The sequence below is a fragment of the Stutzerimonas stutzeri genome, assembly GCF_002890895.1.
Lineage (GTDB): Bacteria > Pseudomonadota > Gammaproteobacteria > Pseudomonadales > Pseudomonadaceae > Stutzerimonas > Stutzerimonas stutzeri_AB.
This window is the reverse complement of sequence record NZ_POUL01000005.1, coordinates 224,315-246,505: the sequence shown is the minus strand read 5'-3', so window position 1 is coordinate 246,505 and position 22,191 is coordinate 224,315. Positions and strand designations below refer to the sequence as shown.

Genomic DNA, 22,191 nt, shown 5'->3' with positions numbered 1-22,191 from the left:
ATGCATGGCATGGCCGGGGGCTAGTCAGCGCTGCGAGATGGTCAGTCCAGCTTGCGCCGGCGCTGCATCCAGACCACCAGACCAAAGAGCAGCAAGGCCGGTAGCCACATCCACTCCTTCGGCAGGCGGTCAGTGGGCGCTCGCACCGCGAGGATTTCCTGGTCGAACTGCAGTCCCAGATCGGCGGCTGGACTGCCGAAGGTCACACTGTCGATCAGCACCTTTCCGTCTTCCTCGTAGGTCATCACGCCGAGCTTCTCCAGCTTCTGTTCTCCGGTTTCGCCGTCAGGGATCGCCACCAGCAGGCTGAACTCGCGCATATCACCCACAGCGTCTTCGCCGCGGATGCGCAGGCGCAGCTGGCTGTCCTCATCGACCGCTTCTAGCGCCTGTACCAGCTGGCTCGGCGGTATATCCCGGTACGGGTCGTGGGCGATGTCCATCCAGAAGCCTGGGCGGAACAGCGTGAAGGCGATCAACAGCAGCAGGATGCTTTCATACCAGCGGCTACGAACCAGGAAGTAGCCCTGCGTGCCCGCCGCAAAGATCAGCATCGCCAGCGTCGCGATGACGAAAATCACCACGCCGTGCCAGAAGTCCACATCGATCAACAGCAGGTCGGTGTTGAAGATGAACAGGAATGGCAGCGCGGCGGTGCGCAGGCTGTAGTAGAACGCCACCACACCGGTCTTGATCGGATCGCCCTTGGACACAGCAGCAGCCGCGAACGAGGCCAGCCCGACCGGCGGCGTGACGTCCGCCATGATGCCGAAATAGAAGACGAACAGGTGCACCGCAATCAGCGGCACGATCAGCCCGCTCTGCTGACCCAGCGCCACCACAACCGGCGCCAGCAGGCTGGACACCACAATGTAGTTGGCGGTGGTCGGCAGCCCCATGCCGAGAATCAGGCTAAGGAATGCCGTGAGCAGCAGCATCAGCATCAGGTTGCCCATGGACAGCAGCTCGACCAGGTCAGCCAGCACCAGGCCCACACCGGTCTGTGACACCGCGCCGACGATGATCCCGGCCGCCGCTGTGGCGATGCCGATACCGATCATGTTGCGCGCACCGGCAATCAGGCCTTCGCGCAGGTCAACCACGCCATCCATGAAGGTGCCGTGCTGGTGGCTGCCATCCTTGCGCAGCATCGAGAGCAGTGGGCGCTGGGTCAGCAGGATGATGACCAGCATCACTGAACCCCAGAAGGCAGACAGGCCGGGCGACAGACGCTCGACCATCAGGCACCAGACCAGCACCACCACCGGCAGCAGAAAATGCAGGCCGGAGAGCAATACCGGACGCGTCTGCGGCAGTTTTTCCAGCGGGGCGTCGGGATCTTCGGCGGGCAGCGGTGGGTTGCTCGCTGCGACCTTCAGCAAGGCCACATAGATCACCGCCAACAAGACACCGATCACCCAGATTGCCGCATCGCCAAGTGCCGGCTTTAGCCAGCCCAGCCCGTAGTAGACCGCCAACGACACACCGGAAATCAGTGCGGCGCCAAAGGCAAAGCCAATCAGCCGCTGCATCCAGGGCTTGGCCACGTTTGCGCGAGGTAACGCCGTAAGGCCGAGCTTGAGCGACTCGAGATGAACGATGTAGACCAGTGCGATGTAGGAGATCAACGCCGGCAAAAAGGCGTGCTTGATCACCTCAACGTAGGGGATGCCAACGTATTCGACCATCAGGAAGGCCGCAGCGCCCATCACCGGCGGCATGATCTGGCCATTGACCGATGAGGCCACTTCCACCGCGCCGGCCTTCTCCGCAGAGAAACCCGTGCGCTTCATCATCGGGATGGTAAATGTGCCGGTGGTCACCACGTTGGCAATGGAGGAGCCGGAGATCAAACCGGTCATGCCCGAAGCCACGACCGCAGCCTTGGCCGGACCACCACGAAAATGACCAAGCAAGCTGAAGGCCAGCTGAATGAAATAATGGCCTGCACCCGCGCGTTCGAGCAGCGCGCCGAACAGCACGAACAGGAACACGAAACTGGTTGAGACGCCCAGGGCGATACCGAATACACCCTCGGTGGTGATCCACTGGTGGTTGGCCAGTGCAGTGAAACTCACCCCGCGGTGCGCCAGCAGGCCGGGCATGTACGGGCCGGCGAGGCTGTAGCCGAGGAAGATCAGCGCTATCACCGCCAGGGCCGGGCCAAGGGCGCGACGCGTGGCCTCCAGCAGCAGCGGAATGCCGATGCAAGCAGTGACCAGGTCCATGGTGGTGAGGTTGCCGGGGCGCTGTGCCAGCTGCTCATAGGCGATGAACAGATAGCCGGCGCTGGCGGCAGCGATCAGCCCGAGCGCGATATCGATCAGTGGCACTCGGTCGCGCGGTGAGCGCTTGAATGCCGGATAGGCGAGGAACGCCAGTAGCAAGGCGAACGCCAGGTGAATCGAACGCGCCTCGGTGTTGTTGAACACACCGGTGCGCAGCATGAAGGGCAACGGCGAGGCGATCCACAGCTGGAACAGCGACCAGAGCAGCGCGAGGCCGGCGATCAGCTTGGCCATGACGCCTTCGGGCAGCCGCGCGCCGACGTCCTTGGCAATCAGCTCTTCAGTGGAAAGTTGGTTGTCTTGCATGAAATCTGGCCTGTTTTTTCAGGGAACGGAAACCGCGAAACCCGCGGCACAAGGCACGCGGGTTCTCAGGCGAAAGCGGACGGAGGACCGCCCACCATGATGCAGCGAGCCGTAAGGCCGTTACATCCAGCCTCGTTCCTTGTAGTAGCGCACTGCACCATCATGCAGAGGTGCAGACAGACCTACCTTGATCATGTCTTCCGGCTTGAGGTCTTTGAAAGCAGGGTGCAGACGCTGGAAGCGCTCGATATTTTCGAACACCGACTTGACCAGCTTGTAGACCACTTCGTCATCGACCTTGGACGTGGTGGAGAGCACTGCCTTGCCGCCAATCGACTGCGTGGCGCTGTCATTGCCCTTGTACATGCCGCCCGGGATTTCAGCCTTGGTGTAGTAGCTCTTCTCGGACAGCAGCTTTTCGATCTCCGGGCCGGTGATCGGAACCAGAACGGCATCGACGGTGGTGGTCGCTTCCTGAATCGCGCCATTGGGGTGACCGACGAAATAGGTCATGGCATCGATGTTGTTGTCGCCCAGAGCGCTGGCTTGCTCAGCCGGCTTCAGTTCGGCAGCCAGCGAGAAGGCCGACTTGTCCCAGCCCTTCTCCTTCATGATTTCTTCAAGGGTGTCGCGCTGACCGGAGCCGGGATTACCGATATTGACGCGTTTGCCTTTCAGATCATCCAGGCTCTTGATGTTTGCATCACGGCGAGCCAGCACGGTGAAGACTTCGCTCTGCAGCGAGAACACGGCACGGATGTCTTCCATCGCGCCTTCGCTCTTGAACGGCTCAAGCCCTTCCATCGCCTTGTACTGGTGATCGGACTGCATGATGCCGAAGTTGAACTCGCCGCTGCGCAGCCCATTGACGTTCGCCACGCCGCCGCCGCTGGCTGGCGCGTTGCACTTGAGGTCCTCGGCGTTACGGTTGACGAAGCGGCAGATCGACTGACCCGCGACGTAGTAGACGCCCGTCTGACCACCGGTACCGATGGTGACGAATTGCTCTTGCGCCTGAGCCATACCGCTCAGACCAGTTCCCGCCAACGCGGCGGAAAATATCCATGCCAAGGATTTGCCTTTCATGGATCCACTCCTTATTGGTTGTTTTGGAATTGCCCTGCAGGCCTCGTGAGCCACGCGGGACGTTTGGAGTCTAGCAGGCCGATGCCCCGCTAACAGCCCGGACGGCAACCTCAGCGCTTCATGGCCGCCCTATGACCCTGGCTATGACCGCTTTCGAGATAGAGGGTTGCTCGTCAAAGTGGATAAAACCTGAAAAACCTATACAAATATATGTACAGGAATCTTAATGCGTATAAGATTGTTCATGGCACCGCGCCATTACCCGACTAATGAGCTCGGTCTTTTGGTCGAATAGATGACTGGATACCGTGATATCACAACGACATCACCCACATCATTGTTGCTGCCCTACGACCGGAGCTATTTGCGAGCCGCAGCGCTCCGAGCGCCGACTGATGCAGGGTTCAGCGAGACCGAACAGGATCCGTTTGGAAGTTCGAGGATTTCATCGCAAGGTGGTTAGCAAGGTTGCGAGGTGCGCCAGTCCGGGTACCGGTCAAGACGTCCGTGGCGGAACAATTAGCTAGCTCCAGAGAACTTCACCATGCGCTTGAACTTACCGGTAACCGGACGCGACGTATCCTTCAGTGAGACAGCCAACATACTGTCCACCACCGATCTCAACGGTGATATCACCTATGTGAACCCCGATTTCATCAAGATCAGCGGTTTTGAAGAATGTGAATTGCTGGGTCAGCATCACAATATCGTCCGCCATCCCGACATGCCTCCCGAAGCATTCGGTGATCTCTGGTCCAGCGTTCGTGCTGGCAGATCATGGATGGGCATGGTGAAGAACCGTTGCAAGAATGGTGATCACTACTGGGTCAGCGCCTTTGTCACCCCGATCAGCCGCAACGGGAAGGTGGTCGAGTATCAATCGGTGCGGACCAAGCCGCAGGCCGCTCAAGTGGCAGCAGCCGAAACGCTCTATGCGCAGCTTCGGGAAAAGCGGCCACCAGCGGCTCTGCGTCGCGCTCCCCTCAGTGCCCGCAGCCGCGTGGCGCTTCTCGTCGCGCTCGGTGCTGCACCCTGCGCCATCGGGGCCGCATTGTTAGGTGGCGCAGGCCTTGTGGCCGCGCTGGGAGCAGCAGCAGCGGCAGCGATGGGTGGGAGCGTGCTGGCCTACGTTGCGCTGGCACCGCTGCAACGTCTCGCTGCTCAGGCTCGTCAGGTTGGAGACGATGCAGTCGGTCAACTGGTCTATGCGGGCCGCCGCGACGAGTTCGGTCAGCTCAGCTATGCGATGAAGCTCCTAGAGACGGAAGCTGGCGCGATGGTTGGCCGAATTGGCGATGCGTCACGCCAGCTGAGCACGCACGCTCGGGAGCTGGTTGGGGCCATGGATAGCAGTGCACAGAGTGCATCGCGCCAACAGAGCGAAACCGACCAGGTTGCCACCGCCATCAACCAGATGGCAATGAGCGTGCAGGAAGTCGCCAACAACGCCCAGCGCACCGCCGAAGCGGCTAGCCGAGCGAACAGCGAAGCTGCAACCGGCACGGATGTCGTCAATCAGACGGGCGCAGCTATCGGCCGACTGGCCCAGGACATTCAGCACGCCGGCGATGTCATTCACGAGCTGGAGGCGCACAGCAACGATATTACCAAGGTGCTGGATGTCATCCGCGGCATCGCCGAGCAGACCAACCTGCTAGCACTCAACGCTGCCATCGAAGCCGCCCGGGCGGGGGAGCAGGGGCGTGGCTTCGCTGTGGTCGCGGACGAGGTTCGCAGCCTGGCGTCACGGACACAGCAGTCCACCCAGGAAATCAACGCCATGATCGCGGCGCTGCAGGGCGGCGCGCGTCAGGCGGTGCAGGTGATGCAACGCAGCCGAGATCAGGCCATGGAAAGTGTCGAGCAGGCCGAGCAGGCAGCACGCTCGCTGCAGGGCATCAACCATCGTGTGAACGAGATCAGCGAAATGAGCCTGCAGATTGCCTCGGCGGTCGAGCAGCAAAGTGCTGTAAGCGAGAACATCAATCAGAACATCGTGAGCATTCGCAGCGGCTCCGACCACCATGTTGAAAGCGGACTGCGCAGCCGAGAGACCGCTTCGGGTGTCGCTCAGTTGGCTGACAGCATGGAAATGCTGGTACAGCAATTCTGGACTCGGCGACGCGGTTAGACGGCCGAGGAGGCTCCGAGGCCCGTTCCGATGGATGGGCAAGCCGTTAGTAGTCTGACAGTGGTATCAAATAGCCATTAGCCGTATCGTTTGAATGGCCAAACCACTGCCTGGCCCTATCGATTGCCTACGCGTCGCGAGGGCCGTTTGACGAGACCTTCCACCCGATGCGCTTCCGCCGGCTTTTACTCTGCCTTTTAATAGCCTTTGCCAGCCTCATGTCGGGCCAGGTAACCGCTGCTGTGGTTCCTGGCGTCGTCAGCAAAAGCGGTACGGCACTTCAGGTGGGCGGCTTGGAGTGGGTATCCGGGCATTCTGATGCCGATTTCGCGACCGCTCACGCGGCCTCCTGGCAATGGCAGCCGTTGGCCAAGCCCAACCTCAAGAAACAGCCTGAAGGCGTTTGGGTGCGCTTCGACCTTGACAGCCAGGCAGCCAGCGCCGACCGCTGGTACCTGAGCCTGCAATGGCCAATCCTGGACAATGTGCGTGTACGCCTGTTCTACCCGGCCGAGGGCGAGTGGGGCCCGCTGATGCAGGCTGGCGATCACATACCCAAGAGCCATCAACCGCTGGCAGACCACAACTTGGTCTTCCCGCTGGAGCTGCGGGCCAATGATCGAGCCGTGGTGTACATGCATGTACAGGCGCACGAGCTGATGGCCTTGCCGATGGTCATCTTTGACGAGACGGCGTTCGCAGCAGGAAAGTTTACCGACATCGCGTTGATCAGCCTGTTCTTTGGCGGGATGCTGGTGATCCTTCTCTATAACAGCAGCCTGTTTCTGTTCACTCGGGACGTGGCCTATCTGCTCTATGTCCTCTATCTGCTCAGTGCGCTTTTTTACGTCCTTACGATCACCGGCTTCGGTCAGTTGTTTCTGTGGCCCGAAATGCCACAGATCGCCCGCCGTTTCTACGCGTTGTCCGCGGCGCTGTGCTTTTTTACCCCGCTAGTGTTCGCCAGTCGCTTTCTCAAGATTCGTCGCTACGGCGGCTGGCCCTGGCTGGTCACCTGGGTGCTGATGGGCTACTGGGGCGTGGTGATTCTGGTCCTCTTGTTCGCGCCCTCGCTCGGACGCTATCTGATGGCCGAGCAGATCGCGCTGGTGCATTGCATCCTGACGATGGCCGCCGTCATCAATCTGTGGGTTCGCGGCAACAGTTCGGCAAGGCTGTTCACGATTGCCTGGTCGACGCTGCTACTGGCGACCATTGTCCATCTGCTGGCGCTGGACGGCATGCTGCCGTTGAACCCGCTGACCCTGCACGGCCAGCTGATCGGTATGTTTGCCGAGTTCGTTCTGCTCTCCATGGCATTGGCGCAGCGCATCAATCAGGAGCGGGACCGCCGGGTTCTGGCTCAGCAGAGCGCACTGCAAGCATCTGAGGCGCTTGTTCATGAACGCGAACAGCGTCTGCAGGCGCAACAACAGGCCCTGGAGGCGCAGGTACGCGCAAACGAGGCGCTCGAAGCACGGGTCTACGAGCGCACCCGTGCGCTTGAAGATGCCAAGCGCGGCCTGGAAATGGTCAACGAACAGCTCACTCGTCTGAGCGTCACCGATGCGTTGACCCAGCTGTCGAACCGCGGCCATTTCGACGTGATGATCGACGAGGAAATCCGCCGCGCACAGCGCACCGAGACGCCGCTGTCGGTGCTGCTGCTGGACATCGACCATTTCAAGCGGGTCAACGATAGCTACGGGCATCCGTTCGGCGATGACTGTCTGCGACTGGTAGCCGATACGCTCAAGCAGTACGGTCAACGGGCGGGCGATGTGGTTGCACGCTATGGCGGCGAAGAATTCGTCATGGCGCTGCCTGGCATGAACAGCCGCGAAGCCCGCGAGCAAGCTGAGCGAATCCGCGCGGCGGTGGCAGCGCTGCGGCCTGTTCACGACGGGGAGCGCCTGGCGTTGACCATCAGCATCGGCGTCGCAAGCCTGCAGCCGCCGGCGAGTTGCACCTCAGCGCAACTGCTGGCGTCCGCTGACACGGCGCTCTATCGGGCCAAACACAACGGCCGTAATCAGGTGGCGATTGCCGAACCGGACGAGGCCACCGAGCTGTCAGTCGGCTGAAGCGGGAGCCGGTGGAGGGAAGCTCACCTTGACCAGCAGCCCGCCCAGCGCGCCCTGACCGAGCTCGACAGTGGCCCGATGGGCACGAATAATTTCGCCGACAATGGCAAGGCCAAGCCCGGCCCCCTGCCCCTGCTGATGCACCCGATAAAATCGCGCAAAGACTTTGTCGCGCTCAGGCTCCGGTATTCCCGGCCCATCGTCCTCGACCTCCAGCACGCCGCCTTTCGCTACCCGTAGCACCACGTTGCCATCTTTGGGTGTGTGCGCCAGGGCGTTATCCAGCAAGTTGCTCAGCAGTTCCGTCAGCAGCGTCGGCTCGCCATCGATCCAGACCGGCTGCTCGGCTTCTAGCGCCAGCGCGACGCCGCGCTTGTGCGCCAGCGCGGCCATCGCCAGCCCCAGGTCCCTTGCCAGCTGGCTGAGGTCGAGGCGCTGGGCGCCGCCTTCGGCAATCGATTGCGCACCGGTTTCGATGCGCGCCAGCGACAGTAGTTGATTGGCCAGGTGAATTACCCGGTCGGTATGAGCACCCGCCTCTTCCAGGGTTTCCTGCCAGCGCTGCGGTTGCGCCTCACGTTGCCCGAGTTCGATACGCGCCTTCAGCGCCGCCAAGGGCGTACGCAACTCATGGGCGGCGTCGGCAATGAACTGCGCCTGCCGTTCGAACTGCGCGCGCAAACGCTCGGTGAACTGATTGAGCGCAGCAACCAGAGGTTTGAGCTCGCGCTGCACGGCAATCAATGGCAACGGCCGCAGATCGTCAGGCTGTCGCGCCTCGACGGCCTCGCTGAGTTTGCCCAGCGGCCGCAGCGCCGCGCTGACCGCTAGCCAGACCAGCAGCAGCGCGGTGACAGCCAGCAGACCGACCCGCCACAGGGTGTCGATCAACAGGCTGCGAGCCAGGCGCTCACGCGCGTCCAGCGTCTCGGCGACGCGGATTTCAGCAATGCCGTTGAGCTCTGGCTCGCTCACCGGCTGCAGCAGACTCACCACCCGCACACCCTCGCCGCGGAATTCTCCGTCATAGAAGCGAGCCAGCGCGGGATAGTCGTCGGTGCGACGAATCTCGGCGCTCGGCGCCGGCAGATGCTCGTAGCCGCTCACCAGCCGCCCTTCGGTATCCAGCACCTGGTAATAGATACGCCCGGCGCTGTCGTAGGCAAAGGTGTCCAGCGCCACATAGGGCACATTGGCCCGTAGCTGCCCATCGCTGGCGACCAGGCCATCCGCGATGGCTCGGGCCGAGGCCAGCAAGGTGCGGTCGTATGCCGTGTCGGCGGCGGCGCGCCCGTTCCAGTAGGCGCTCCAGCCACTGAACAGCATCAGCAGGGTCAGCAGCATGGCCAGTCTGCGCAGCAAGCCACCGCGCAAACTGCCCGCGCGCGCGGGTAGCGCGTCAGGCATCCGCTGCCTCAAGCAGATAGCCCAGCCCACGGAAGGTCACGATGCGCACTGAGCTGCCTTCGAGTTTCTTGCGCAGCCGGTGGATGTAGATTTCGATCGCATCGGCACTGGCGTCCTCGTCGAGACCGAATACCTGCGCCGCCAGTTGATCTTTGCTCATGACTCGCCCAGGCCGGGTGATCAGCGCCTCGAGCACCGCCTGCTCGCGTGACGTCAGGCTGAGCGGCTGGCCGCCGAGACTGAAACGCCGCGCATCCAGGTCATAGACCAGCGGCCCGCAGCTCTGCTGACGTTCGCCAGCGGCCACGCTACGCCGCAACAACGCCTTGACTCGTGCCTCAAGCTCGGAGAGTTCGAACGGTTTGGCCAGGTAGTCATCGGCACCCAGATTGAGCCCATGTACCCGATCGGTCACCTCCCCGCGCGCTGTGAGCATCAGCACCGGCAGGGTCTTGCCGCGTTTGCGCAGGCGCGACAGCACTTGAAAGCCGTCGAGCCTGGGCAGCCCGACATCGAGGATCGCCAGTGCGTAGTCCTCGGTCGACAACGCCAGGTCAGCGGCCACGCCATCGTTGAGCAGGTCAACCGTCCATCCGGCCGCGCGCAACGCCTGCGCCACGCTTTCAGCCAACTGGGGGTGGTCCTCGACCAGAAGAATCCGCATTGCCTGTCCTCTGCCACACACGGAACGGGGCGCCAGTGTAGCGGCAAGGCACGCCACACGCTGCTTTCACCCCTGAAAGCCTGGCGAAAGTTTCGCCGCCTAGGATCGGGATCAGGTGGCTCGATCCACCTGGCGCGGCACAACGCCGCCACAACAAAAACAATAGTGGAGATTGAAGGATGCTGACTGCCGTCAGAATTAAACCCGCCCCTGCTCGTCTTGCCCTCGCCGTCGCGGCTGCCTCCCTGGCGCCCATGGCTCAGGCCGATTTCATCAAAGACAGCAGCGCGACTCTGCAAACCCAGAACATCTACCTCAATCGCGATTTCCGCGAAGGCTCCGGCCAGTCCAAACGTGAAGAATGGGCACAGGGCTTTCTGCTCAACATCGAATCCGGCTTCACCGAAGGCACCGTTGGCTTCGGCCTCGACGCCATGGGCATGCTCGGCGTCAAGCTCGACTCCGGTGGCGGCCGCGCCAACACCGATCTACTCCCTGTACGCGACGATGGCAGCACTCCGGACGAATTCAGCCGCCTCGGCCTGACAGCCAAGGCGAAGATCTCGGAAACCGAACTCCGCTACGGCAGCCACATCCCGGAAACACCGGTGGTCACCGCCAGCGACAGCCGAACCCTGCCCCAGGTCTTCGAAGGCACGCTGCTGGTGTCCCAGGACGTAACCGGCCTGACCCTGACCGGTGGGCGCCTGGACAAGGTCATCGACCGCGCTTCGACCAACTCTCAAGAGCTTCAGATCAACAACAAGAACCGTCGGTTTGACAGCGCGGCCGAGGCCGATCACCTGACCTTTGCCGGCGCGCGCTATGACTTCAACGAAAAGCTCATCGGCACCTACTACGCCGCCGAGCTCGACGACATCTACCGCCAGCATTTCTTCAATCTGCAGGCCGTGCAGCCGCTGGGCGAGAACTCGGCGTTGACCGCCGACCTGCGCCTGATGATCAGCGACGACACCGGCGCGGCCAATGCCGGCAAGATCGACAACCAGGCCTGGAACGGCATGGTGGGTTACAGCCTGGGCGGCCACAAGGTCAGCCTCGCCTATCAGCAGATGAACGGTGACACCGGCTACGCCTACGTCGACGGCAGCAACCCGTACCTGGTCAACTTCGTCCAGATCAACGACTTCGCTAATGCCGACGAGCGTTCCTGGCAGGCGCGTTACGACTACAACTTCGCCTCCATCGGCGTGCCCGGGCTGACCTTCCTGACCCGCTATATTTCCGGCGACAACGCCGAATACAGCGGCGGCAGCAACGGCAGCGAGTGGGAACGCGACATCGAGCTCAAGTACGTCGTGCAAACCGGTCCGCTTAAGAATGTCGCCGTGCGCATGCGCAACGCCATGTTCCGCTCCGATTTCGCCCGTGACGCCGACGAAAACCGTCTGATCGTCAGCTACAGCCTGCCGATCTGGTAAAGCCGTCCACAATAAGAATCAAAGGAGACACCCATGAAGACTGCAATCCGCCGTATCGCCCTGCTTTCGTCCTGCCTGGTTCTGTCCGGCCAGCTGATGGCCGAGCCCAAGCGCCCCGAGTGCATCGCCCCGGCCAAGCCCGGCGGCGGTTTCGACCTGACCTGCAAGCTGGCCCAGAGTGGGCTGAAAGATTCCGGTCTGCTCGAGGCGCCAATGCGGGTCACCTATATGCCTGGCGGTGTCGGCGCTGTGGCCTACAACGCGGTGATCGCCCAGCGCGCCGACGACCCGTCGACCATCACGGCGTTCTCCAGCGGCTCTCTGCTGAACCTGGCGCAGGGCAAGTTCGGTCGTTATGACGAAAGCGACGTGCGCTGGCTGGCCGGCATCGGCACTGACTACGGCGCCATTTCGGTACGCGCCGACGCGCCCTACAAGGACCTTGACGACCTCATCGCTGCGGTGAAGAAGGATCCGGCCAGCGTTGTCTTTGGTGCCGGCGCCACCATTGGTGGTCAGGACTGGATGCAGACCGCGCTGATCGCCCGTGCCGCTGGCGTGGATCCGAAGAAGCTGCGCTACGTCGCCTTCGAAGGCGGCGGCGAAACCCTCACCGCCATGCTGGGCGGCCACGTTCAGGTGACCAGCAGCGGTCTCGGCGAAGTCGCCCCGCAGCTCGAAGCCGGCAAGATTCGCGTGCTCGCCGTGCTGTCGGATGATCGCCTGCCCGGCAAGCTGTCGGATCTGCCAACAGCCAAGGAACAGGGCTACGACATCAGCTGGCCGGTGATCCGTGGCTTCTACATGGGCCCAGAAGTCAGTGATGAAGATTTCAACTGGTGGAAGACTCAGTTCGACACCCTGCTGGCTGACGAGGACTTCGCCAAGCTGCGCGAGCAGCGTGATCTGTTCCCGCTGTCGATGACCGGCGATGAGCTCAAGACCTTCGTCAACAAGCAGGTCGCCGATTACAAGGAACTCGCTGCCGAGTTCGGTCTGGTCAAGTAACACCCCGCCGCTCGCGGCTTTCGGTCCCGACGGACCGGTAGCCGCGGCCGGCTCCTCCCGAGGTATTCCATCATGTACGTTCGTGTCTTTGCCGCGGCCTGGCTGCTCGCCTGCGCCGGCCTCGCGCTGCTCGCCTGGGGGTTCGAGGCACCCTTCGCCTACGACCCGGTCGGCCCGCGCGCCTACCCGCTACTGCTGCTGTTCCTGATGGCTTGCGGCGCGCTCTGGCTGCTCTGCAAACCACACGGCGAGCCGACGCCTCGTTTCGACTGGACGATGGCGCGGCGCGCCCTCTACTGCGTGCTGGTACTGCTGGCGTACGCAGTGCTGTTCGAGAAGCTTGGCTTTGTCATCACCACGGCGCTGGCCACCTTCGCCCTGGGCCTCTTGTTCAACGGACGCCTGCTGCCGTGCCTGATCAGTGGCGTGCTGATGGGCGTGCTGCTCTTTGGCCTGTTCGACCTGTTGCTTGATGTGCCGCTGCCGCTCGGTGTGCTGCGCTTGCTGGAGAGCTGAAAATGGAAACCTTGAATTTCTTGTGGCAGGGCTTCGATGTCGCCACGCGACCGATGAACCTGCTCGTAGCGCTGTTCGGCGCCTTTGTAGGCACCGTGGTTGGTCTGCTGCCTGGGCTTGGCCCGATCAACGGCGTGGCTCTGCTGCTGCCCCTGGCTTTTGCCCTGGGCCTGCCGCCGGAAACCGCACTTATCCTCCTGGCTGCTGTGTATCTGGGCTGCGAGTACGGCGGGCGTATTTCGGCCATCCTGCTAAATGTCCCTGGCGACGCAGCAGCCGTGATGACCACCCTCGACGGTTATCCGCTGGCACGTCAGGGCAAGGCGGGCATCGCCCTGTCGTTGTCGGCGGTCAGTTCGTTCATCGGCAGCATCATCGCCACCTGCGGTGTGGTGCTGTTCGCGCCGCTGCTGGCGAAATGGGCCGTGGCGTTCGGCCCGGCTGAGTACTTCGTGCTGATGATCTTCGCCATCGCCTGCCTGGGCGGCATGGTCGGTGACAAGCCGGTCAAGACGCTGATGGCAGCATTGATCGGCCTGGGTCTGGCAACCGTTGGCGTGGACTCCACGACCGGCGTCTACCGGTTTACCTTTGGCAGCGTGAGCCTGTCGGACGGCATCCAGTTCGTCATCGTGGTGATCGGCTTCTTCAGCGTCAGCGAGGTGCTGTTGATGCTGGAAAAGACCCACAGCGGGCAAAAAGCGGTGAAGGCCAGCGGACGTCTGTTGTTCAACTTCAAGGAGTTCTGCCAGACCTTCTGGACGATGGTGCGTAGCGCTTGCGCGGGTTTCGTCATCGGCACGCTGCCCGGCGCCGGTGCGACCATCGCCAGCGCCATGACCTACATGAGCGAAAAGCGCATGGCCGGTGACAGTGGCAAGTTTGGTGAGGGCGACCTGCGTGGTCTGGCCGCACCGGAAGCCGCCAACAACGCCTCCGCCTGCGGCTCGCTGATCCCGATGCTCACGCTCGGTGTACCAGGCTCGGGCACCACGGCGGTGATGATCGGCGCGCTGACGTTGTACAACATCACACCCGGCCCGCTGCTGTTCGAACAGCAGCCTGACGTGGTCTGGGGCCTGATCGCCTCGCTGTTCATCGGCAACGTCATCCTGCTGGTGATGAACATCCCGCTGGTCGGGCTGTTCTCCAAGATGCTCAGCGTGCCCAACTGGGTGCTAGTGCCTGCGATTACCGCGATCAGCGTGGTGGGCGTGTACTCGGTGCACAGCACCACGTTCGACCTAGTGCTGATGGTGGGTCTCGGTGTGTTCGGCTACCTGCTGCGCAAGCTTGAGTTCCCGCTGTCATCGCTGATCCTCGGCTTCGTCCTCGGCGAGATGATGGAAGACAATCTGCGCCGTGCGCTGTCGATCTCCGCAGGCGACCTGGGCATCCTCTGGGGTAGCCCGATCACCCTGGTGCTCTGGGCCATGGCCGCGCTGATGCTGGCGATGCCGGGCCTGCGCTGGTGGCGTCAGCGCCGCCGCGCCAAACTTAACGAAGCGCATGCCTGATATGGCACGCCCGCTGCCGGTTTGGTGGGCGACGCCTCTGGTCGGCGCCCTTGGCGGCTGGCTGGCCAGCCTGGCGAACTGGCCGCTGCCGTGGATGGTCGGTTCGCTGCTAGCGGTCATTGCGGTTCGCTGCAGTGGCTGGCTGGTAAAGGAAGTCCCTAATGGTCGACAGGCCGGTCAATGGTTGATCGCCAGCGCTATCGGTCTGCATTTCACCAGCGAGGTCATGCAGCAGGTGCTGGCGCACTTCGGCGTAATCCTCGCCGGTGCGCTATGTACCCTGCTCTTGAGCCTGATCGGCATCTTCATTCTGCTGCGCAGCGGCACCGACCGCGCAACGGCGTTCTTCTCCAGCATGCCGGGCGGCGCCAGCGAGATGGTCAATCTGGCCAGCCGCCACGCGGCGCAGCCAGCAATGGTGGCCGCGGCCCACAGCATGCGTCTGCTGCTGGTGGTGCTGATCATTCCCGCGCTGTTTACCTGGAGCCTGCCCTCCGTTGACGCCCCACCACCGTCTCCGGTCAGCTGGCCTTGGTTGGCTGTGCTATTGCCGGCGGGCGGGCTGCTTGCGCTGCTCTGGAAGCGGCTCGGCCAACCCAACCCCTGGATGCTTGGGCCGCTGACGGTCTGTGCCGTCGCCAGTGCCACCTTCGATCTGCATCTGGGCATGCCTGAGGGCGTTGGCCAGCTTGGACAATGGTTGATTGGCTGCTCGCTGGGCTGTCACTTCGATCGGCCGTTCTTTCGCAGCGCGCCGCGATTCATGCTGCGCATCTTGCTGTTTACGCTGTTGGCCATGCTCGCTGCAGCAGGCCTCGCCGAAGTGCTCGGTTGGGCGGCTACGCTGAACCAGACGTCGCTGATGCTGGGGATGATGCCCGGCGGGATTACCGAGTTGTGCCTGACAGCCGAGGCGTTGCAGCTGTCGGTCGCGCTGGTCACAGCGCTGCAGGTGCTGCGGTTGTTCCTGGTGATGTTTCTCGCCGAACCGTTATTTCGGGTCTGGCAACGAGCCACGCTTTAACCCGCCGATTGGCGGGTTCTTTTTTAGCGCTCCTCGAAACCCTTGCTTGCACCGGTCAACCGAAGAACCAGTAGCAGACCAGAATCGCCGCAACGATGCCGGCGAAGTCCGCCGCCAAGGCACACCCCACCGCATGTCGCGCCCGCTGGATGCCCACCGCCCCAAAGTAGACGGCCAATACATAGAAGGTGGTTTCGGTGCTGCCTTGCACGGTCGCGGCAACCAGCGCAGCAAAACTGTCCACGCCCTGACTCTGCATTGTCTCGATCAGCATTGCGCGCGCGGCGCTGCCGGAAAACGGTTTGACCAGCGCAGTGGGCAGCGCGTCGACGAAACGGGTATCCCAGCCCAACGCTTCCACCAGCCAACGGATTCCATCGAGTCCGAAATCGAGTGCGCCGGAGGCTCTGAACACACCGATCGCGCACAGCATCGCGATCAGATAGGGCAGCAGGCTTTTCGCAACATCGAAGCCTTCCTGCGCGCCCTCGACAAAGCTCTCGTACACCGGCACTTTGCGCAGCGCACCGATGACGAGGAACGCGATGATCAAACCGAACAACGTCAGGTTGCCGAGCAGCGATGACAAGGATGAAAGCGCGGTGGCCGACAGCCCGGCGAGCAATGCCATGAAGCCGCCTAGGAGCAGCGCCCCAGGAACCAGGTAGGCGAGAACGACCGGGTCCCAGAGACGCAGGCGCTGAACCAGAGCAACCGCCAAGAGGCCTGCCAGTGACGATGCGGTGGTGGCCAGCAGAATAGGCAGAAAGACCAGAGTCGGGTCTTCAGCGCCCTGCTGCACGCGGTACATGAAGATCGACACCGGCAACAGCGTCAGGGAGGAGGTGTTGAGCACCAGAAACAGGATCTGCGCGTTACTGGCGACCGTCTTGCTCGGATTGAGCTCCTGCAGGGCTCGCATTGCGCGCAGGCCGATGGGCGTGGCGGCATTGTCCAGACCCAGGCCGTTGGCAGCGAAATTGAGAGTGATCAACCCCAACGCCGGGTGCCCGGCTGGCACTTCCGGCATCAACCGACGGAACAGCGGCCCGAGCAAACGCGCCAGCTGCTCGATCAGGCCAGCCTTCTCGGCAATGCGTAAAAAACCGAGCCAGAGCGTCAGCGTGCCGAACAGCACTATCATGATCTCCACAGCCAGCTTGGCCATCGCGAATAGACTTTCGACCAGGGCGGCAAACACAGCCGGGTCGTCGCCGAGCAGCCAGCGCCCGAGCGCAGCGACTGCCGCGACCAGAAAGAAGCCCAGCCATAGGCCGTTGAGCATGTGATTCTCCAACGAGTGACTGCGCGCGATGATAGCGGTGCGGCTGGAGAACAGCCATGAACCAAACAGGACGAGCGAAGGTGGGCGCAGAAATACGGAGGGAAGCGACAACGCGCTGAGGCTGGTTCAGCCGGGCTCGAATAGCCCTTGAAGTGAACAAATAACGCAGGACGTGAAGCGCTGGAGAAATCGCAAACCGAAGGTGGAGGTCCCACCTTCGGTTGGCACTCGCCGAGCCCGGTCCATGACGGAGGCACTCCCTGTACCCCTAGGTCGCTCCATCGAAGAGCGTCCCGACCCCTTGGCTCCCCCGCTGTAGGGGCTGATAGGTGATCCTCGGACGATTCACCTCAGTAACTAGCACTCCGCTTCCTGCGAAGCGCTCAAATAAAGGCATCCAGCCGCTGTAACCTCCCTATGCCGGTGCAGCCGCCCTGACGGGCGGCGTTATGCATCAGGCTCGTGGGCCGCGGCCCCGTCCGAAAATCAGCGAAGCGACAAACAACACCAGGAAAACCACAAACAGGATCTTGGCGATGCCCGTTGCAGTGCCCGCGATACCACCGAAGCCCAGTACTGCAGCGATGATGGCAATAATCAGAAACGTGATAGCCCAACTCAGCATGGTGTAACTCCTCTTCGGTTCAGAACATCCTCAGCGGGACCTATCGCTAACGATCGGCTCGCCGAGCTCCAACTAGAAAACCCAACGTTGCTCAGACCGCACCTGCACATAATCAATCGTCTGCGGAGCAGGTCCGGTTTGCACAATCCCTACAGGTTGAGCGTCGTACATATGGATTCGTTCCGCTGACTCCTGCTGCGTTTGGCTGAGCGGCTCCGACATCGGATATTCGGCTCCAACGATCAGCGTGACCACAGCGGCGGTAAGGAAACCTTTTCCAACCAGTAGGAAACGTGCTTGACGATTCATCCTCAACTCCTTCTAAGCATGCGGGGCATGTCTGTCTTAGTAGTTATTTTGCAGGGCTCGTGCCACTCCTGAGATCTACATTTATTCCTTTATATTCAACAACTTATGTAATCAAAATGTCGCTGCGCCAATTTATATTGCACGATGCGCTTGCGCCGCGCCGGGCGATTTGCACGACGGACTAATCCCTGCTGTTGTTGTCACGGTGATTGAGGGTGTGAATACGCTCATGGCAGGCCCGGATTTTCGGCAGCTCGATGGCCAGCAATGCCTTCACATCAGGGTCCGCAGTTTTCAATGCATCTTCGAAGGCGGCCAGGATGCGCTCTTCGGTTTGGTCAAGCTGGTCGATATACACCGCGTCACTGTCGCCCAACCGTGCCTTGGTATCGGCGTACATTTCACGAAGCTTGCCAGCTGTAGTACCTCCCTGTGCGGGCTGTTCCTGATTGGCCGCAACCTTCACCGAGAGCGCCTGAATGATGTGCGTCTTTGCCTGAGCCATATCGCGGAATAGATGCTGCAGTTCGATATCTTTCACTTCTTCCAGCGCATGCTGGTAGAAATGCTGACCATCGCGGGTGATTTCGATGAGCTCGTTGAGGTGGGTGATGTCTTGGTTCATGGGGGCCTCCTGATGCAGATGCGATGCGCCTCGACTGCTGCCGATACGCGCGTTACCGCTAAACGACCGCAAGCCCCGTGCCAGCCATAAAAACGCCTGAAACCTTTTAAAATCAATGCTTTGCGCTTCATCGTCGTTTCAGCGCTGATTGCAGCCTGCAGGAAAGACGTTCATGCACCGTGCAACTTGCATGGCTTTGCGTAGACTAACGCTGGCGCCGGGCGACCTGGCGGCGATACAGCACCGGGATTTCCCCAAACGACTCGCCATACATTTACCGCTTTTGCCTGACTGGAGCATTCATGGACCAAACGACCGACACCGGCGGCCGCATCCTTCTGGTGGACGACGAGGCAGCGATCCTGCGCACGTTCCGCTACTGCCTGGAGGATCGTGGTTATACGGTGGTCACGGCGGCCAGCGCGTCGCAGGCCGAAGCGATCCTGCAGCGACAGGTATTCGACCTGTGCTTTCTGGACCTGCGCCTGGGTGAAGACAACGGTCTTGATGTCCTGCAGCAGATGCGTGTGCTTGCGCCCTGGATGCGCGTAGTCATCGTGACCGCTCATTCGGCCGTGGACACCGCGGTGGACGCGATGCAGGCGGGCGCTGCGGATTACCTGGTCAAGCCATGTAGCCCTGAGCAGCTGCGCCTGTCGGCCGCCAAGCAGCTGGAAGTTCGTCAGATGGCTGCGCGTCTTGAGGCTTTGGAAGGCGAGGTGCAAAAACGCAGCGATGCGCTGGGCTCGTACAGCCCGGCGATGATGAATGTGCTGGAAACGGCCCGCCAGGTGGCCGATACCGACGCGAACATCCTCATCCTTGGCGAGTCAGGCACGGGCAAAGGCGAACTGTCGCGGGCGATTCACAACTGGAGCCGGCGCTCGAAGAAGGCCTTCATCACCATCAATTGCCCGTCTCTGTCGGCGGACTTGATGGAAAGCGAGCTGTTCGGACACAACCGCGGGGCCTTTACCGGGGCTACCGAGAGCACCCTGGGGCGCGTCAATCAGGCGGACGGCGGCACACTATTTCTCGACGAGATTGGCGATTTTCCTCTCGCCTTGCAGCCAAAACTGCTGCGTTTCATCCAGGACAAAGAATACGAGCGCGTCGGTGACCCGGTCACGCGACGGGCTGATGTGCGCATCCTTGCTGCCACCAACCTGAATCTGGAGGAGATGGTTCGCGAAGGTAAATTCCGCGAAGATCTGCTCTATCGCCTGAACGTCATTACCTTGAACCTGCCGCCCATGCGCGAGCGGCCGGAAGACGTGCTGACCCTCGCCGAACGCTTCCTGGCATTCTTTGTGAAGAGCTATGGACGCCCGGCGCGCGGCTTCAGCGACGGCGCCATTGGCGCACTGAAAGCCTACCGCTGGCCAGGCAACGTGCGTGAATTGCGCAACGTGGTTGAGCGCGCCAGCATCATTTGCCCGCAGGACATGATCGAAGTCAGCCATCTCGGTCTGGCCGATCAGGCGGTCAGCAATGCTCCGCGCATCGGTGAGCCGCTCAGCCTGGAAGCGCTCGAAAAAGCGCACATTTCAGGCGTTTTGAGCACCAGCGACACCCTCGATCAAGCCGCCCGAATCCTTGGCATCGACGCCTCGACGCTCTATCGAAAACGCAAGCAATACGGCCTATGAAAATCCAGATGAAGCTGAGGACCCGATTGTTCCTGGGGTTCTCCGCATTGATGACCGTGGCCTTGCTTGGGCTGCTGCTGGCCCTGGTCAGCGTCGTGCAAATGGCCAAGAGTCAGGAGCACCTCATTCGCGATAACTTCGGTGTTATCGAGGTCAATCAGCAGCTGCGCCAGGCGCTGGGAAACCAGCTACTGCTGCTGGTCCGCGAAGAGCGTGACATCGAAGCTCTGAACGCTTCGCGCCAGGTGTTTCTAGACTCGCTGGCGCGAGGCATGGCCGAAGCCCCCGACGAGCAGGACCGCAAAGCTTATGAGGCCATCGGCGACGCTTACACCCGCTTTGCCGCGCAGCTGGAAACACCGTCCAATCTGAACGCGACGCTTCTTGAGGACAATCCTCTCAGCCAGTCCTTCAACCGCGTCCGCGAGTTGATGGTCGATATGCAACAGGCCGCCTACAACCAGATTCGCGACACCGAGATACGCAGTCGCGATCGAGCGCAGCTGCTCGCCGGGCTGCTGGGGTTGACCGGTATTGCGGTGCTGCTGATCGGGTTTGTGACCGCACACAGCTTTGCCCGGCGTTTCGGTGACCCGATCGAGCAACTGTCCAGCGTGGCCGACCAGATCGGCCGCGGCGACTTCAATATCAGCCTGCCCACCTCGCCTATCGCTGAGCTGTCATCGCTGATTCGTCGCTTCGGTCTGATGGCACAGGCCCTGCACCAGTTCAAGCAAACCAATGTCGAAGCACTGGTCGATGGCCAGCAACGGCTGCAAGCGCTGCTCGACAGCATCGATGACGGCTTGCTGATCATCGACCGTCAAGGCCGCCTGGAACATGCCAACCCGGTCGCGCAACGCCAACTGGCTTGGGAGACAGAACACCTCGGCTCGACGCTTGGCCAAGCCCTCGGCTATCCGGAGCTGGATGAGGCCGCTCAGCAAGTATTGGCCGACACGCCGTTATCCGCCCCGCCGGAAGACTTGGTGATAGAGGCCGACGGCGAGCGCCGCCTGTTGTCATGGCGGATGAGCCCCGTGAACCATCACGACGGCCGCATCAGCGGTGCGGTTATGGTGCTGCACGATGTGACTGATCAGCGCACGTTCGAGCGGGTACGCAACGAGTTTGTCCTGCGTGCCTCGCATGAACTGCGCACCCCTGTAACAGGCATGCAGATGGCCTTCAGTTTGCTGCGCGAACGAACGCATTACCCGGACAACAGCCGCGAAGCCGACCTGTTCACCACTGTGCATGAGGAGATGCAGCGCCTGGTCACATTGATCAACGATCTGCTGAACTTCTCCCGCTACCAGAGCGGTCAGCAAAAGCTTGAGCGCGTGCCGTGCGACCCGGCGGCGCTTCTTGAGCAAGCACGGCAGCGCTTCCAGCCAAGCGCCGCGCAGAACGGCATTGAAATCAAGCTGGAACTGCAGACGCCACTGCCAAGCCTGCTGCTGGATCAACAGCAGATGGACCGGACCCTGGACAACCTGCTCAGCAATGCCCTGCGGCATACGCCGGACGGCGGCGAGATCCGCCTGTTGGCGCGGCATCACGGCGAACGGGTCATCCTCAGTGTCGAAGATAACGGCGAAGGCATTCCCTACAGTCAGCAGGCGCGCATATTCGAGCCGTTCGTGCAGATCGGCCGACGCCGTGGCGGCGCCGGACTGGGGCTTGCCTTATGCAAGGAAATCGCTCAGCTGCATGGTGGTCGTATCGGCGTGCATTCACGGATCGGCCACGGCACCATCTTCTACATCGCCCTGCCCATCTGAGCCTGGCAATAAAAAGGAGCCACCATGCCCAGCCTCAATCCGAGCCAGGATCAGCTGAAACGCTTCGCCGAGCAGATGCCCGCCGGCGAGCCAATCCTCATGCTCAACCTGCTGCGTTTCAACGACCAAGCCGCCTACCCTGCCGAGAGTGACCAGCAGCCATGCTCCGGCAGAGAAGCCTATGCAGTCTACAGCCGCACGGCCATCAAGAAGGTGCGTGCAGCCGGCGGCGACGTGGAGCTCATGGCCAACGCCCGCGTCGCGCTGATTGCACCAGAGCACGAACATTGGGACGAAGTGCTGCTGGTGCGCTATCCCTCGCCTGATGCATTCCTCGCCATGCTGGCGGACCCGGAATACCGCGCCGCCACGATCCACCGCACCGCAGCACTTGCCGACTCACGACTGATCGGCTGTAACCCGCGCAGTTGAGCTGATGCC

18 protein-coding genes are annotated in these 22,191 nt (G+C 61.8%); 10 read left to right on the top strand and 8 right to left on the bottom strand.

Annotated features, from left to right (window positions below):
• Positions 1–41: 41 nt before the first annotated feature.
• Both CXK96_RS11620 and CXK96_RS11615 read right to left on the bottom strand, forming a co-directional pair.
• A complete protein-coding gene (locus CXK96_RS11620) occupies positions 42–2,594 on the bottom strand; it encodes a TRAP transporter permease (RefSeq protein WP_102836609.1) in 2,553 nt (850 codons plus the stop codon).
• 120 nt (positions 2,595–2,714) lie between these two features.
• Complete coding sequence (locus CXK96_RS11615) at positions 2,715–3,680, bottom strand: TAXI family TRAP transporter solute-binding subunit (protein WP_102836608.1); 966 nt, start codon at positions 3,678–3,680, stop codon at positions 2,715–2,717.
• 544 nt (positions 3,681–4,224) lie between these two features.
• Here CXK96_RS11615 and CXK96_RS11610 point away from each other — a divergent pair.
• Positions 4,225–5,811 carry a methyl-accepting chemotaxis protein gene (locus tag CXK96_RS11610; RefSeq protein WP_102836607.1) on the top strand — a complete coding sequence of 529 codons (1,587 nt, stop codon included), beginning with the start codon at positions 4,225–4,227 and terminating at the stop codon, positions 5,809–5,811.
• A 167-nt stretch (positions 5,812–5,978) separates the two neighbouring features.
• On the top strand, positions 5,979–7,895 hold the full coding sequence (locus CXK96_RS11605) for a sensor domain-containing diguanylate cyclase (protein ID WP_102836606.1): 1,917 nt from the start codon (positions 5,979–5,981) through the stop codon (positions 7,893–7,895).
• Here the strand turns inward: CXK96_RS11605 and CXK96_RS11600 are convergent.
• Positions 7,884–9,302 (bottom strand): sensor histidine kinase, encoded by a 1,419-nt coding sequence (locus tag CXK96_RS11600; RefSeq protein WP_102836605.1) that lies wholly within the window; start codon positions 9,300–9,302, stop codon positions 7,884–7,886. The two genes, CXK96_RS11605 and CXK96_RS11600, sit on opposite strands and share 12 nt — an antisense overlap.
• Positions 9,295–9,966, bottom strand: coding sequence for a response regulator (locus CXK96_RS11595; protein WP_102836604.1), 672 nt, complete (start codon positions 9,964–9,966; stop codon positions 9,295–9,297). The genes CXK96_RS11600 and CXK96_RS11595 overlap by 8 nt, the downstream gene beginning before the upstream one ends.
• 179 nt (positions 9,967–10,145) lie before the next feature.
• Here CXK96_RS11595 and CXK96_RS11590 point away from each other — a divergent pair, with 179 nt between their 5' ends.
• From CXK96_RS11590 to CXK96_RS11570, 5 genes are all read left to right on the top strand, one after another.
• Positions 10,146–11,408, top strand: coding sequence for an OprD family porin (locus tag CXK96_RS11590; protein WP_102836603.1), 1,263 nt, complete (start codon positions 10,146–10,148; stop codon positions 11,406–11,408).
• Between the two features lie 33 nt (positions 11,409–11,441).
• Positions 11,442–12,416 (top strand): Bug family tripartite tricarboxylate transporter substrate binding protein, encoded by a 975-nt coding sequence (locus tag CXK96_RS11585; RefSeq protein ID WP_102836602.1) that lies wholly within the window; start codon positions 11,442–11,444, stop codon positions 12,414–12,416.
• Positions 12,417–12,488: 72 nt separating this feature from the next.
• The gene (locus CXK96_RS11580; protein ID WP_102836601.1) at positions 12,489–12,932 is read left to right on the top strand and encodes a tripartite tricarboxylate transporter TctB family protein; all 444 of its coding nucleotides are present in this window, start codon (positions 12,489–12,491) and stop codon (positions 12,930–12,932) included.
• A gap of 2 nt (positions 12,933–12,934) precedes the next feature.
• Complete coding sequence (locus CXK96_RS11575) at positions 12,935–14,449, top strand: tripartite tricarboxylate transporter permease (protein WP_102836600.1); 1,515 nt, start codon at positions 12,935–12,937, stop codon at positions 14,447–14,449.
• Between the two features lies 1 nt (position 14,450).
• Entirely contained in the window at positions 14,451–15,473 is a 1,023-nt protein-coding gene (locus CXK96_RS11570) for an AbrB family transcriptional regulator (RefSeq protein WP_102836599.1), read from the top strand.
• Between the two features lie 55 nt (positions 15,474–15,528).
• On the opposite strand, the gene CXK96_RS11565 is transcribed toward CXK96_RS11570, so the two are convergent.
• The 4 genes from CXK96_RS11565 to CXK96_RS11550 form a co-directional block, all read right to left on the bottom strand.
• Positions 15,529–16,758, bottom strand: a complete 1,230-nt coding sequence (locus CXK96_RS11565; protein ID WP_102836598.1) for a nucleoside recognition domain-containing protein — start codon at positions 16,756–16,758, stop codon at positions 15,529–15,531.
• Between the two features lie 454 nt (positions 16,759–17,212).
• Entirely contained in the window at positions 17,213–17,383 is a 171-nt protein-coding gene (locus CXK96_RS11560; protein ID WP_019341907.1) for a DUF1328 domain-containing protein, read from the bottom strand.
• 72 nt (positions 17,384–17,455) lie between these two features.
• Positions 17,456–17,692: a hypothetical protein gene (locus tag CXK96_RS11555; RefSeq protein WP_102836597.1), complete on the bottom strand. Its 237-nt coding sequence runs from the start codon at positions 17,690–17,692 to the stop codon at positions 17,456–17,458.
• A gap of 181 nt (positions 17,693–17,873) precedes the next feature.
• Positions 17,874–18,317: a ferritin-like domain-containing protein gene (locus CXK96_RS11550; RefSeq protein WP_102836596.1), complete on the bottom strand. Its 444-nt coding sequence runs from the start codon at positions 18,315–18,317 to the stop codon at positions 17,874–17,876.
• Between the two features lie 302 nt (positions 18,318–18,619).
• On the opposite strand from CXK96_RS11550, the gene algB reads away from it, so the two are divergent.
• From algB to CXK96_RS11535, 3 genes are read left to right on the top strand one after another with little or no spacing between them, the layout of a single operon-like run.
• Positions 18,620–19,966 (top strand): sigma-54-dependent response regulator transcription factor AlgB, encoded by a 1,347-nt coding sequence (gene algB / locus CXK96_RS11545; RefSeq protein ID WP_102836595.1) that lies wholly within the window; start codon positions 18,620–18,622, stop codon positions 19,964–19,966.
• Positions 19,963–21,750 carry a KinB sensor domain-containing domain gene (locus CXK96_RS11540; RefSeq protein WP_102836594.1) on the top strand — a complete coding sequence of 596 codons (1,788 nt, stop codon included), beginning with the start codon at positions 19,963–19,965 and terminating at the stop codon, positions 21,748–21,750. The genes algB and CXK96_RS11540 overlap by 4 nt, the downstream gene beginning before the upstream one ends.
• Before the next feature lie 24 nt (positions 21,751–21,774).
• Positions 21,775–22,182 (top strand): DUF1330 domain-containing protein, encoded by a 408-nt coding sequence (locus tag CXK96_RS11535; RefSeq protein ID WP_102836593.1) that lies wholly within the window; start codon positions 21,775–21,777, stop codon positions 22,180–22,182.
• Positions 22,183–22,191: the final 9 nt, after the last annotated feature.